This is a genomic window from Lascolabacillus massiliensis (assembly GCF_001282625.1).
In the GTDB taxonomy this organism is placed as follows: Bacteria; Bacteroidota; Bacteroidia; order Bacteroidales; family Dysgonomonadaceae; genus Proteiniphilum; species Proteiniphilum massiliensis.
Genome location: NZ_CTEJ01000002.1, coordinates 989,724 through 1,003,951, shown reverse-complemented (window position 1 = coordinate 1,003,951; position 14,228 = coordinate 989,724). Strand labels below are relative to the sequence as shown.

The window sequence follows — 14,228 nt, the reverse complement described above, 5'->3', positions numbered from 1 at the left end:
GAAAATAATGTCACATATACTTGATATAAAATATGGTGGAGTATCGGTTAATGAGGCTGATAAAGCTATAATTATGCTTCATGGAAGAGGAGGAAAAGCAGAAGATATCCTCTCGATATCACAATATCTTGAACTTCCCGGTTTTGCACTCGTTGCTCCACAAGCAACAAATAGCACCTGGTATCCCTATTCTTTTCTTGCACCAATAGAAGAAAATGAGCCATGGCTATCATCAGCTATCGATATTGTTGGTAAGACATTTGAAGAGTTGCTGAATCATGGTTTCACTGCAGAAAATATCTATTTTCTCGGATTCTCTCAGGGAGCCTGTCTCACTTTGGAGTACACAGCTCGTAATGCACAGCGTTATGGAGGAATTGTAGCCTTTACAGGAGGATTGATAGGAGATGAAATTGATCCTGCAAAATATAAAGGAGATTTTGAACAAACACCTGTTATGCTGAGTACCGGTGATCCAGATGCACATGTGCCTGTTGATCGTGTTCTATCTACTTCAGGTTTCTTTAAAGAGATGAATGCTTCGGTCACTGAAAAGGTTTTCCCTGGCAAAGTGCATTCTGTTTCAATGAAAGAGATTGAAATTGCAAATAATTTGATTTTTGGTCAGAAATAGTAGCAATTAATTTATGATCACTTTATTACAATATTAATAGGATAAGTATGAAAGTTACTCGTGTATATAGTGATGAAAACGGAGAGTCTCGTTTTGATGAAATTGATGTACCACTTTTTAATAAAGGTGAGATCGGTTACCTCTCAGAATCAGTTGCAGTGAAATCACTTCAGTTCCGAAAGGTGCCACCTGATTATGATTATGATTTTCACAACGCGCCTCAGCGGCAATATATTGTTTTGCTTGATGGGGGTGTTGAAATTGAGACCTCACTTGGTGAGATAAGAAGGTTTCAGACAGGTGAAATTTTACTGGTTGAAGATACGGCAGGAAAAGGACATCGCACAAGAAATCTGGAAAAGAGAGAACGCACATCGATATTTATCCATCTGCTATAGAGGATATAGTTGCAGTTAAATATTGATTTCCCGATTGGAGTTAAGTCCGATCGGGATTTATTTTTATGCTAAAAAATCAAATTGGAATGTTTATTGTTAAAATATTAACTTCTGTTCAAAATGTAGCTGATTTAGATTACTTTTTACTACAAAAAAGGAGTAGCAGGTAATTGTATTAACATAATTAAGAAAATAAAAGACAAAAAACATAAAACAAAATTAAGCTTATGACGTTATAGTGAAAGATTGAATTAATATATTTTAAACGTTAAACCTTCGATAAATTTTAATCTATGAGCCTAAAACATTTTTCTATTTTAATTTTTATTGGTTTGCTTGTGCTTTCCTGTGGTGGGAACAGATCTTCGGATGAAGGGAAAGACGGATCGCCCGGACTTTCTGAGGCTGTAGGTGGTTTTAGAAACCTTAATAAAGCTGCGAAAGCTGCTGAGGACTGGGAAAAGAAACAGAGCGATTTGCAAAGCAAAACGCCGTTAACTAATGATGAGATGAAGGCTGTTTTGCCGGAAAGTTTAGCCGGAATGAAGCGCACAAGATTCTCTGTTGGGGATGCTTCTATGATGGGTTTGGTTACAGCTCAGGCAACTTACTCTGATGATCAGAACAGGAGTGTTGAGTTGTCGATTATGGATGGTGCAGGAGAAGCCGGTTCAGGTGTGATTGCAGTATATGTGATGTCTCTTTCAATGGAAATGGAAGAGGAGACTGAGTCGGGATTCAGTAAAAATACAACAATTAATGGTAGTCGTGCTTCAATTAAAGAGCAGAGGGGGGATGACTGGGTAAATTCTGAGATAGGAGCCTTGGTGTCAGATAGGTATCTCGTGACGCTTAATGGATCAGGGTTGACCTATAAGGAGTTGGAGGATGTTTTTAAGGAGCTCAATTTTATAGGTCTTAAATAATAGATCAGGTTCTACTTCTTATAATATACGGCAGAGCGATGTTCTGCCGTATATTTTTTTAAATAAATAGGTAATGGATAGACTTCACTGATACACACATGTTAGGTATTATTAAAAATAATTTAACATGTGGTTTAATAATTATTTTGTTGAATATTTTGCAAAATTAATGTTTGTTGCTATCTTTGGGCGTGTACTAGTGAAAGAGAATTAACCTAAAATGTTGTAAAGTGCTGAAAATAAGGTAGAGGAGACTATTATGATGGCCCGGACGCCTGTTTCGGACTTATATTGTTAGCAAAATTAAATTGGAGTTATGTTAAATTTATTCATTAACTATTAATCATTGTTTTATGCAAAAAGAAAAACATTTGTTTTCAGAGTTGAGAAAGCTATGTCTGCTTTCTTTACTGATGATTGCCAGTGCAGGCTTGATGTTTGCACAGGTAAATGTTACCGGGGTGGTAACTGATGCTGATGGGGAAACACTCGTAGGTGTGAATGTTATCGAGAGAGGAACGGCACATGGGACTATCACCGATATAGATGGTAAATTTGCCCTTGACGTTGCTTCTCCGAATTCATATTTAGTATTTTCGTACGTGGGTTTCACTACCCAGGAAGTTCAGGTTGGAAACACTCGCAATTTCAATATTGTGTTGCAGCTCGACATGGAAACACTCGAGGAGATTGTTGTAGTGGGATATGGAACACAAGCAAAGAAAGATATTACAGGTTCTGTTGCTGTAGTAAACACCGAAGATCTTTTAATTACTTCAGGTTCTTCAGCAACACAACAGCTGCAGGGAAAAACCCCCGGTGTTTATATCGGGCAAACTGGTTCTCCCGGTTCTGCAACTATGGTTCGTATCCGTGGTGTGAACACTGTTAATGATAACGGTCCGCTATACGTAATTGACGGTGTTGCTACACGTAACCAGAACTTAAGTAGTTTGAACCCTAATGATATTGCAAGTATGCAGGTATTGAAGGATGCTTCTTCTGCTGCAATTTATGGTGCACAGGCTGCCAATGGTGTAATTCTTATTACAACAAAATCAGGTAGCAGAACAGGAGCTCCAAAACTTACCTATGATGCATATTATGGTGTGCAGAAGACAACCTCAAGATATGATCTTGTAAACTCTATGGATAGGTTGAATTTGGAATGGGAAGCACAAAATAACTCTTTCCTGATTCGTGGTACTAAATTTGATGAGGATGGAAATGAAAGATTCCCGACTCATCCTCAGTTTGGTACAGGTCCAACTCCAAAGATTCCTAACTATATGACTACAACCGGTGCTAACGGTAGAACTGACATTAACATTAATGACTATTCATTCCCAAACAACCAGATGGTTAAGTTTTCTGACACAGACTGGTGGGATGAAGTTGACCGCACAGCTCCAATACAGAATCACCAGTTGTCACTGGTAGGTGGTAATGACAGGGGTCAGTATCTGCTTGGTCTTAACTATTTCGATCAGCAGGGTACTGTAATTCACTCTTACTTCAAACGTTATCAGACCCGTATCAATACATCATTTGATATACGCAAATGGTTCAGAGTTGGTCAGAATTTACAGTTTACATATACAAAAGATCAGGGATTGCAGAGCAGTTCGTCAGAAGCTTCTGCCTATTCTTATACTTACAGACCTTCACCGTGGGTGCCTGTTAAAGATGAGTTTGGCAACTGGGCAGGTTCTAAGATTGCAGGAACAGGTAACTTTGTTAACGTTGTTGCACGTGAAACAAGAAATAAAGACAACTATTGGGTAAATACCCGTCTGTTTGGTAACCTATGGGCTGAACTGGATCTTATGAAGGATTTGACTTTCCGTACCAGTTTTGGTCTTGACCATTCTACATATTGGGGTTATAATATGAGCAAGAAGGATCCTGAATTCTCTGAAAGTCCGGGTACAAACTATTTCAATGAAGAGGCCAACAGTGGTTACAACCTGCAGTGGCAGAATACTCTTACTTACAGCAAAAGATTTGGAGACGTACATAGCTTAACAGTACTTTTAGGATCTGATGCTTTAAGAGGTGGACTTGGAAGAACACTCCGAGGCAGAAGATATAATTATCTGTTCGAAGATAATATTGATACATGGACGCTTCAGATGGGTGAAAACGACAACCAGAGACAGACTGAGTCATGGTATTGGGGTGAAACTGCACTATTTGGTGTGTTCGGTCGTGTTGACTATGGATTCGCCGACAAATATCTGTTCACTGGTATTGTACGTCGTGATGGTGCTTCTCGTTTCTCTCAGTCACAACGTTACGGAACATTCCCATCTGCATCTTTCGGATGGCGTGTTTCTGAAGAGGCCTTTATGGAAAATACACGTGATTGGTTAGATGACCTGAAGCTTCGTGTTGGTTATGGTTTGACAGGTAACTCTGAAATTCCTCGCGCAACTAACTTTGCATCTCTTTTCACAACTACTCCTGACAGAACAAACTATGACCTTTCAGGTGCAAATACAGGTACTTGGCTGGGATACAGACTATCTACATATGGTAACCCTGAAACCCGCTGGGAGGCTACAAAACAGCTGAACTTAGGTTTGGATATAACTTTCGGACAGGGTCGCTTCAATTCAACTCTTGAGTTCTATAATAAAGAAACTTCTGACATGTTGATTGGTGCTGCTTATTCTAACCTTGCTGGTGAGCCCGGAACTCCTTATATCAACTATGGTAGTATGAGAAACAGAGGTTTTGACTTCGCTTTCAATTACACTGATAGAAAAGGTGATTTAGGATGGGATATTGCACTTAACCTATCAAGATATGAAAATGAAGTTCTTTCTCTTGCAGCAGCTGATGATTATGCAATCTACCAAAGTGGAGTACGTATCTCAGATTCTGTAACAAGAACTATTAAGGGAGAACCAATTTCACATTTCTTTGGATATAATGTAATTGGATTCTATGAGTCAGAACAGGATGTATTGAGTTCACCAACTCCTTATGGTACAACAGCTAGCGCTATTACAAGTAATCCTGGATCTTATGTAGGTAAATTTAAATTTGAAGATGTTAATGGTGATGGCAAGATAGATAGCAGCGACCGTACTATCATTGGTAATCCTCATCCAGATCTTGTTGGAGGTTTGAACGTAGGCTTGACTTACAAGAATTTTGACTTTACTATGTTCTGGTATTCATCAATAGGAAATGATCTTTTCAACAACACCAAGTATTTCACAGACTTCCCATTGTTCGGTGGTAACCGTTCAACAAGAATGAGAGATTTGTCATGGAAACCGGGTGCAGATAATTCAAAGGCTATTCTTCCTATTCTGGACTCTAATGACAGTTGGGGTGGTGCAGTATCAAGTTCTTACTATGTTGAAGATGGTTCATTCCTGAAACTAAAGAACCTTGTATTGGGCTACACACTTCCTCAGGATTTAGTGAGAAAAGCTACAATTGAGAGACTGAGACTTTATATTCAGGCTGAAAATGTTCTTTCTTTTGACAGTTACACAGGATTAGATCCGGAATTCACAAATGCGGATACAGGTGAGGGTAGTGGAGCTGACCTTAGAAGAGGACTCGATATGGGTGGTTGGCCAACCACAATGCGTTTACTCTTTGGTGTTAACTTTACGTTCTAATCTTTAAAATTAATAAGTATGAAAAAAAATATATTATTGACACTTTTAATATCAGTATTTGTAATGCTGAGCTCCTGTGGAGAGGATTTCCTTTACATTGCTCCTCAGGGAAGTATCGACCAAAATGCGCTAATGAACCAAACTGGTATTGACCTGCTTACTACAAATGCATATGCAAACTTCTCTGAAAATGGTTGGGGTGCATCTATTACCAACTGGACTTTCGGAAGTATGTATGGTGGTGATGCCAACAAAGGTTCTGACGCTAATGACCAGTCTGTTCTGAATACTATGGAAACATATAGTATTTTAGCAAATAATGGATATATAGGTGAAAAATATTCTTGGGTATATAAAGGTGCCAAGCGTACCAATGTTGCCATTCAGACTATAAACGAAACTGAAGGTCTGCCTGATGCATTCAAGAATTCAAGACTTGGCGAAATGTATTTCCTTCGTGCATTGTTCTATTTTGAAGGAATCAGAGTATTCGGACCATATCTTCCATGGGTAGATGATACATTTACTGAAAATGATCCAAAGGTTCATAACGATATCGATATTTATCCAAAAGTATTGGCTGACATCGATCAGGCAATTGCGCTTCTACCTGCAACACAACCAGAAGTTGGTAGAGCTAACTCTTGGGCAGCAAAAGCACTTAAAGCAAAAGTTCTGATGCAGAGAGGTGATTTAGCAGCTGCTAAACCAATTCTGAAAGATGTAATTGATAATGGTGTTACTTCTAATAATCTGAAGTATGGTCTTGAGAATGATATGGATAGAAACTTCTATAGTCCAACTGATAATGGCAAGGAATCTGTTTTTGCAATTCAATTCTCAAACGACTATAACAATGCTAATCCTGGTATCTCAATTGCTTATCCTCACGGTGGAGCAGGTGGACCTGGTGGTTGCTGTGGTTTCTTCCAACCCTCTAATGAATTGGCAAACTCCTATAAAGTTGATGCAAACGGTCTTCCTTTCCTTGACAAATCATACAGGGATGCTCCTTTCGTAGCTGAAAGAAATACAGATCCTGCAGGTTATCTGTCAGTTAACGGAACAATGCCTGTTGACCCACGTCTTGACTTTGCAATTGGTCGTTTTGGTATTCCATATAAAGATTGGGGCCTACCACAGAACAACTGGGTAAGAGATGTTGCAAATGGTGGTTTCTATTTGCCTAAAAAACATGTTTATACTAAGGAAGAGCTTGATGCAGGTCTTGCAAATGGTGGTATACACGATGGTTGGGCACCGGGTTCTGCTATCAATTATCAGTATCTGAGCTTCCGTGATATTCTTCTTCTTTATGCTGAGTGTCTTGCTAATGATAATCAATTGGCAGAAGCTATGAGTTATGTAAACATGATTCGTGAAAGAGCCGGACATGAGGATAATATTATTTTATTGCCAAATGGTGAGCCAGCTGCTAATTATCTGGTAAATCCTTATCCATCAACTCATGCTACATTCACTAATAAAGATCTTTGTATTGAAGCAATCCGCATGGAACGTAAGCTTGAACTTGCAATGGAAGGACAGCGCTGGTTTGACCTCACTCGTTGGGGAGGACAATATATGGCTACAACTCTTTCTGAATATGTTGACTTTGAAAAGAATTTTATTACTAAATTTGCTTCGTCAGCTAAATTGGATGCAGCTAAAACAATGTTCCCTCTACCAGATGGTCAGATTCAAACAATGGGTAACGACGAAAATGGGAATCCTTATTTAGTACAACCGGATCCCTGGAAATAGAACTATTTTATAAATCGATAAAAAGGGAGGGCAACCTCCCTTTTTTTAATAAATTAATTATATATGGCAAAGTATAACCTGTTTATCTGTTTTGTTTTATTAATCGTGTTGATGGGCTGTAACAGCAATAGCAGCGAAAATAAGAATGAGGGTTCAGCTGAATTTGGTGAGTTCACATACAAGTTTAGTATGGAAAGTGTGGATAATTATAAAGTAGAGTTTCAGATGAATCCCGATTCAACATATAAGATTGTACAGCAGAACATGTTCTTTGATAGATTTGCAGATAGGAGAAACCCAAGTACCAGGGAGGGTAAGTTGACCGCCGAAGAATTTGCCAGGTTTGATAAGCTTATCAGAGAAAGCAACATTTACAGCATGGAAGATGCATACGGTTTTGATGATGAAACCGAGAGCCCAATTATGTATATCATTGAACTTAATGATGGGGATAGCGTGAAATATGTTTCTATTAATCCTGAAACACCTCAAAACTTTTCATGGGAGTTTTCCGATTTAATTGAATTCACTACTAAGTTTATGGATTCTAAATTGGTAGATTAAGAAAATAAATTTTTTCATAAAAGAAAATAGCTTTAAACTCTTTGTTAATATATTGAATTATTGTAACTTTGCAGTCCGATTATTAGTTTTTTTCGATTAAGAGTTTGATTTTAAGCTTTTTATTTGCCTATTCTGTCCCTTAGCAAGACAAAACAGGAAGCAGAAAGAATCAACTTCACATTAACTTACTAATTAAATTAAACAAACAAGAATGGATACGCTTAGTTATAAAACCATTTCTGTAAACAGAGAAACGGCTCAGAAAGAATGGGTTGAAATAGATGCCACAGGGCAGACATTAGGGCGTCTCAGCTCAAAAGTAGCAAAATTACTTAGAGGTAAGTATAAAGCCAGCTTCACTCCACATGTGGATTGCGGTGATAATGTTATAATTCTGAATGCAGATAAAGTAATACTTACAGGAAATAAGTGGACAGAACGCACCTATTACCGCTATTCGGGATACCCAGGTGGTCAGCGTACATCTACACCATCAGAACTGATGGCAAAAGGTCCGGACAGACTCTTCAAAAAAGTTGTAAAGGGTATGCTGCCTAAAAATAAATTAGGTGATGCATTATTAAATAATCTGTTTGTGTATGCCGGTAATGAGCACCCACATCAGGCACAGAAACCAAAGAAAATCGATATTAACAGTCTTAAATAATAATGATGGAAGCAGTAAATGCAATAGGAAGGCGTAAAGCCGCAGTGGCCAGGGTTTTCGTAACCGAAGGTACCGGAAAGATCGTTATTAATAAACGTGAATTAGAAAATTATTTCCCATCTTCTATACTTCAGTACATAGTAAAACAACCATTAAATACTCTGAATGTAGCTGATAAATATGATATCAGAGTAAATCTAGATGGTGGTGGTTATAAAGGTCAGTCAGAAGCCGTAAGATTAGGTATTGCACGTGCTTTAGTGAAAATAAATCCTGAAGATAAGGCAGCATTAAGAGCTCAAGGCTTTATGACACGTGACCCACGTGTAGTTGAACGTAAGAAACCGGGACAACCAGGCGCCAGAAAGAAATTCCAATTCTCAAAACGTTAATATATTGGATATGTATGAAATCCGGATTATACCGGATTTTTACATAACAGCTGCGGTGCAGGCTAATACGTTTAGTATCTAAATTATAAGGACGTTATCCCTCAGAAGAGTTTAGTAAAGGGTAATTTACCTTATGATTCGACTAAAGAAAAAGAAAGTAAACGAATAATAACAAAAAAATCAAAATGGCAAAGTTAGAATTTGACCAACTATTAGAAGCCGGAGCGCATTTCGGCCACTTAAAAAGAAAATGGAACCCGGCAATGGCTCCTTACATATTTATGGAGCGTAACGGTATTCACATTATCGACCTTTATAAAACAATTGCTAAGACTGAAGAGGCTGCTGCAGCTATGAAGCAGATGGCTAAATCAGGAAAGAAAATCCTTTTTGTAGCTACAAAAAAACAGGCCAAACCTGTTATTGAGGCAAGAGCTCAAAGTGTGAACATGCCATACGTAATAGAGCGTTGGCCAGGTGGTATGCTTACTAACTTCCCAACAATCCGTAAAGCGGTTAAGAAGATGGGTAGTATTGATAAGATGATTAAGGATGGAACTTTTGATACTCTTTCTAAGAGAGAAAAACTTCAGATAACTCGTCAGCGTGCTAAACTGGAAAAGAACCTTGGTTCTATTCAGGATCTTACTCGTCTGCCTTCTGCAATTTTTGTTGTGGATGTGATGAAAGAACAGATAGCTGTAAGAGAAGCAGAACGTTTGGGAATACCTGTATTCGCAATCGTGGACACTAACTCTAATCCTTCAAATGTTGATTTTGTAATTCCTGCTAATGATGATGCTTCAAAAGCTATTGACCTGATTATAGGTGTTCTTTGCGATGCTATCAGAGAAGGTCTTGAAGAACGTAAAGTTGAGAAAGCCGATGCTGCAGCTGCTGAGGAACAGTCAGAAGATGCACCACAACGCAGAGAACGTAAAACTAAAGCTGCTAAGAAAGAGCGTGTAAAGAAGGAGGATTCTGAAGCGATGAAAGCAGCAGTGGTTAGCAAGTTCGCAAAAGATGTAGAGGTAGACGATTAATAAAAATAAAAAAACAATATATATATATGGCAGTAACAATGGCAGATATACAGCACTTGCGCAAAATGACAGGTGCCGGTATGATGGATTGCAAAAATGCTCTGAATGAAGCGGGTGGTGATTTCGATAAAGCTATGGAAATTATCCGTAAAAAAGGACAGGCTATTGCAGCTAAAAGGGAAGATCGCGATGCTTCTGAAGGTTGCGTACTTGCTAAAACCGAAGGTAACTTTGGTGCAGTAGTTGCACTACAGTGCGAAACTGACTTTGTAGCAAAGAATGAAGACTATATTGCTTTAACAGAGCAGATACTTGATCTTGCTATGAGCAAAAAACCTGCAACACTGGACGAACTGCTTGCTCTTGAACTTAACAACGGAACAGTTGCTCAGGTTATCACTGATAAAATGGCTGCTACCGGTGAAAAGATGGAACTTGGCTACTATGAGTTTGTAACCGCTCCTTATGTAGCTTCTTACATACACATGGGTAATAAACTGGCTACCGTAGTTGGTTTTAATAAAGCTGATGTTGATGAAAATGTAGCTAAAGATGTTGCTATGCAGATTGCAGCTATGAATCCAATTGCTGTCACAGCTGATGGAATTCCTGCAGAAGTAAAAGAGAAAGAACTGGAAATAGCTCGTGAGAAAGCTCGTGAAGCAGGTAAGCCGGAAAACTTACTTGATAGAATTGCTGAAGGTGCTCTTACTAAATTCTATAAGGAGTCTACACTTCTTCAACAGGAATTTGTAAAAGACCCAAAGAAAACTATCGAACAGTACTTGAAAGAAAGTGATAAGGAATTGACAGTTACAGAATTCAAACGTGTATCACTTAGCGTTTAATAATAATATAACTGTTTCTTAATCAGATATAATTTTAAAAGCTCCGGACAATTCCGGAGCTTTTATTTTTAGTGTTGATTTGATATGTCCTTAAATATAGTTGACTTGAAAGTTAATTCTTTAAGGTGTCTACTACCCATGTAAGAACATACTCAGGATGTATCTCGTAATGCAGATTATATGTTCTGGTTTCTTTTGTTCTATATTCCGTAGCAGTAATAATGCCATTTTGAGATGGAGTGAATTTATGAATAAAGAGATGTTTTTTGAAATCAATACCTTGAGCATTAATCAATTTGAACATACACTCTTTAGCCGACCAGTGCAGAAGTTGATGAAGTATCTTCTTTTCAGGGTCAATATACTCATTTTCAGAAATAAATTTATAGGCTAGCTTCTCTACTCGATCTGACTTAATCTCTATATCTATTCCTACAGGATATAATTTATTTAGTAGAATTGCTGCATGATCTTTGGTGTGAGATATGCTTATGTGGTAGGAGTTATCAGCAAGATAAGGCTTGCCATCTTCGTGATTTTGAATGATCTTAATTTCACCAAGAAGCTCAAAGAGCATAATTCTAGTGGAAAGCCACTCTATTACACGTCTCTTTGACCCGATACTATTTATATAATTGTCAGCTTCAGAACGGATACTAGGAGGGAAAAGCTTTAAAAGCTCATCAATAGATTCATCCATTTTCCAAATACCCATCAGAGATCCGTTGTCAAAATAATCTTTTCTGATAAGCATATGTTATTTATTCAACTTCTTTTGTTTTTAATTTTGGAGGAATGTAGCGAACTTTAATAATTCTTTTCTTACTCATCTCCTCTGCCTGGAAAGTATATTTTTTATATGTAAAAGTTTCTTTCCGCTTTGGGAAATCTCCTTTCAACTCAAGTAGTAACCCTGCTAAAGTATCAACTTCATCAGACATTGCTTCGAAATCCTTTTCCGGGACATTCGTAATCTTAATAAAATCTTCAAGAGGTGTTTTACCTTCAAATATATATGTACCGTCTGCGGCTATAGTATATAAAGGCAACTCTTCATCATACTCGTCACTGATATCTCCTACAATCTCTTCGAGTATATCTTCCATTGTAACTAGACCAGATGTTCCACCATATTCATCTACAACTATTGCCATATGAATTTTATTTGACCGGAATTCTTCCAGCAAATCATCAATTCGTTTTGCACCGGGCACAAAATATGCAGATCTGATAAGTGACTGCCATTTAAAATTGTGTGGTTTGCCAAGATGAGGCAGAAGGTCTTTTACATAAAGTATCCCTTTTATATTGTCGGGATTATCCTCATATACAGGTATACGTGAGAATCCTGCTTCAACAATAAAGTCTATTACATCAACAAAAAGTGTTTGAATATTGATGGCGATCATATCACTTCTGGATATCTTGATGTCATCCACACTTTTATCTCTAAACCTGATAATACCTTCAAGCATCTCTTTTTCCTGATCTCTTGTAATTTCATCAGAAGTAATTTCAAGTGCTTTTGATAAGTCTTCCATCGACAACTCATGTTTACTATATGAGAGTGGGCGTGTATATGAGGTTGTTATTTTTGCAAGTAATCCTGAAAAAGGGCTCATCAACCTGCTTATAACGGTTATTAGCGGAGCATATCTGTTGGCGAATTTAAGTGGATCGTGTGATGCGTATAGTTTTGGGAGAATATCTACAAAAAGAAGAATTATAGATATTGTTATAACTGCCTCAAGTATAAGTTTTGAGCCAATTTCACCTGCAAAATAGGGTAACCTGTTTAGTAGATATATTGTTAATACAGCTATTGTTACATTAAGTAAATTATAAGCCAGAACTAATGAAGCCAGTAGGTTTTCGGGCTTTTTTAGTAATGTGTTAGCCTTGTTTGTTATAGAGTCAGAAGATGAATATTTATCTTGACTGTACTCTTGGCTTAAGGAGAAATAAGCAACTTCTGAACCGGAAACGATAGCGTTCATAATTATAAGCAGAAGCAGCAAAACTGATATAAAATAGTCTAAAGCCACAGGTGTAAATACCGGCAGGGCTATTTGTAAAATCGATAAAGGGTCAGGATCCAAGTGACTAAGATTTAGTGAAACAAAAAGAGAATGTTACAATAACATTCTCTTACAAAATTACGATGTTTTTTTAAAACGGCAAATCATCCATATCAGAATTATTATCTACTTCATTTGATGTGTTTTCTGATACAGGGGGATCGTGTCTGCCCGTTATATTTTCATTCTCAACTCCACCTGATCTTTTACTAAGTAACTCCAGGTTATCGGCAATAATCTCTGTTATATATCGTTTAACACCGCTCTGATCATCATATGATCGAGTTTTTATCTTTCCTTCAATATAAACTAATGTACCTTTTTTTACAAATCTCTCTGCAATCTGAGCTAATCCTCTCCAGCATACAACGTTGTGCCATTCAGTTCTCTCAGGAACCTGAGTGCCGTTGGATGTGGTGTAACCTCTCTCAGTTGTTGCTACTGAAAAATTTGCTTTTGCAACGTCATTGTCGAAATACTTCATTTCCGGGTCTTTGCCTACATTTCCTACTAATATTACTTTATTCACCGACATAACTAATAATTTATTTGGTTTGAAATAGAGCTGTTAAGCTTTAAAGCAAAAATAAACATTATTTTATAATTACGCAATTATAAAACCTATTGTACTTAATAATCTATAATCTTAATTCTGAGGCATTTTCAATTAATTCAAAAAGAGAAAATTTCTAGAGATTTATTTTTAGGGTTGAGAAAAAAGCTATATATTTGCAGTCCAAAAATTTACTAATTAGAGAGTTGCTGTAATTATTAATTATAAAAATATATAAATAAAATGACTAAAGCAGATATTGTAAACGAAATTGCGAAGAGGACTGGTGTAGACAAAACATCGGTGTTATCAACAGTTGAATCTTTCATGGATGTGGTAAAAGATTCATTGGCTAACGATGAAAATGTATATTTAAGAGGATTCGGAAGCTTCATCGTTAAAAAAAGAGCTCAAAAAACTGCGCGTAATATTTCAAAGAATACAACTATCATCATACCAGCACATAATATACCCGCATTCAAGCCATCAAAAACGTTTGTTGCTCAGGTAAAGGAAGTTAAAGTAGATTAATTAAATAATAGGAGATTTAAAACATGCCAAGTGGAAAAAAAAGGAAAAGGCATAAAATGTCTGTCCATAAAAGGAAAAAGAGACTAAGAAAGAACAGGCACAAAAAGAAAAAATAAGCCTGTAGTTAATTTCAGCCATATACAGGAACAAACTTATAAAAAAACCATTAGGGAAATAAGTTTGTTCTTTGTG

14 protein-coding genes are annotated in these 14,228 nt (G+C 37.2%); 11 read left to right on the top strand and 3 right to left on the bottom strand.

Annotation, left to right across the window (positions count from 1 at the left end):
- The first annotated feature begins 7 nt into the window (after window positions 1–7).
- The 10 genes from BN1354_RS09040 (at window position 8) to tsf (ending at window position 10,874) form a co-directional block, all read left to right on the top strand.
- Entirely contained in the window at window positions 8–634 is a 627-nt protein-coding gene (locus BN1354_RS09040; protein WP_053826894.1) for an alpha/beta hydrolase, read from the top strand.
- Between the two features lie 47 nt (window positions 635–681).
- Window positions 682–1,032, top strand: a complete 351-nt coding sequence (locus tag BN1354_RS09035) for a cupin domain-containing protein (protein WP_045088785.1) — start codon at window positions 682–684, stop codon at window positions 1,030–1,032.
- Between the two features lie 293 nt (window positions 1,033–1,325).
- The gene (locus tag BN1354_RS09030) at window positions 1,326–1,958 is read left to right on the top strand and encodes a hypothetical protein (RefSeq protein ID WP_053826893.1); all 633 of its coding nucleotides are present in this window, start codon (window positions 1,326–1,328) and stop codon (window positions 1,956–1,958) included.
- A gap of 413 nt (window positions 1,959–2,371) precedes the next feature.
- Complete coding sequence (locus tag BN1354_RS09025; protein WP_053827253.1) at window positions 2,372–5,596, top strand: SusC/RagA family TonB-linked outer membrane protein; 3,225 nt, start codon at window positions 2,372–2,374, stop codon at window positions 5,594–5,596.
- Between the two features lie 18 nt (window positions 5,597–5,614).
- Window positions 5,615–7,360: a RagB/SusD family nutrient uptake outer membrane protein gene (locus tag BN1354_RS09020; protein ID WP_053826892.1), complete on the top strand. Its 1,746-nt coding sequence runs from the start codon at window positions 5,615–5,617 to the stop codon at window positions 7,358–7,360.
- A gap of 63 nt (window positions 7,361–7,423) precedes the next feature.
- Complete coding sequence (locus tag BN1354_RS09015) at window positions 7,424–7,924, top strand: hypothetical protein (RefSeq protein ID WP_154904846.1); 501 nt, start codon at window positions 7,424–7,426, stop codon at window positions 7,922–7,924.
- A 211-nt stretch (window positions 7,925–8,135) separates the two neighbouring features.
- Window positions 8,136–8,591 carry a 50S ribosomal protein L13 gene (rplM, locus tag BN1354_RS09010; RefSeq protein ID WP_045088788.1) on the top strand — a complete coding sequence of 152 codons (456 nt, stop codon included), beginning with the start codon at window positions 8,136–8,138 and terminating at the stop codon, window positions 8,589–8,591.
- A gap of 5 nt (window positions 8,592–8,596) precedes the next feature.
- The gene (rpsI, locus tag BN1354_RS09005; protein ID WP_045090730.1) at window positions 8,597–8,983 is read left to right on the top strand and encodes a 30S ribosomal protein S9; all 387 of its coding nucleotides are present in this window, start codon (window positions 8,597–8,599) and stop codon (window positions 8,981–8,983) included.
- Window positions 8,984–9,168: 185 nt separating this feature from the next.
- Entirely contained in the window at window positions 9,169–10,026 is an 858-nt protein-coding gene (gene rpsB, locus BN1354_RS09000; protein WP_045088789.1) for a 30S ribosomal protein S2, read from the top strand.
- A gap of 26 nt (window positions 10,027–10,052) precedes the next feature.
- Entirely contained in the window at window positions 10,053–10,874 is an 822-nt protein-coding gene (tsf, locus tag BN1354_RS08995; RefSeq protein WP_053826890.1) for a translation elongation factor Ts, read from the top strand.
- A gap of 112 nt (window positions 10,875–10,986) precedes the next feature.
- Here the strand turns inward: tsf and BN1354_RS08990 are convergent, their stop codons facing one another.
- The 3 genes from BN1354_RS08990 to BN1354_RS08980 all read right to left on the bottom strand — a co-directional run bounded on the left by BN1354_RS08990 (window position 10,987) and on the right by BN1354_RS08980 (window position 13,487).
- A complete protein-coding gene (locus BN1354_RS08990; protein ID WP_053826889.1) occupies window positions 10,987–11,628 on the bottom strand; it encodes a 4'-phosphopantetheinyl transferase superfamily protein in 642 nt (213 codons plus the stop codon).
- A 7-nt stretch (window positions 11,629–11,635) separates the two neighbouring features.
- The gene (gene gldE / locus BN1354_RS08985; RefSeq protein ID WP_262494912.1) at window positions 11,636–12,919 is read right to left on the bottom strand and encodes a gliding motility-associated protein GldE; all 1,284 of its coding nucleotides are present in this window, start codon (window positions 12,917–12,919) and stop codon (window positions 11,636–11,638) included.
- A gap of 124 nt (window positions 12,920–13,043) precedes the next feature.
- Window positions 13,044–13,487, bottom strand: a complete 444-nt coding sequence (locus BN1354_RS08980; RefSeq protein WP_053826888.1) for a single-stranded DNA-binding protein — start codon at window positions 13,485–13,487, stop codon at window positions 13,044–13,046.
- A 261-nt stretch (window positions 13,488–13,748) separates the two neighbouring features.
- Here BN1354_RS08980 and BN1354_RS08975 point away from each other — a divergent pair, with 261 nt between their 5' ends.
- Window positions 13,749–14,036: an HU family DNA-binding protein gene (locus BN1354_RS08975; protein ID WP_045088793.1), complete on the top strand. Its 288-nt coding sequence runs from the start codon at window positions 13,749–13,751 to the stop codon at window positions 14,034–14,036.
- Window positions 14,037–14,228 lie beyond the last annotated feature (192 nt).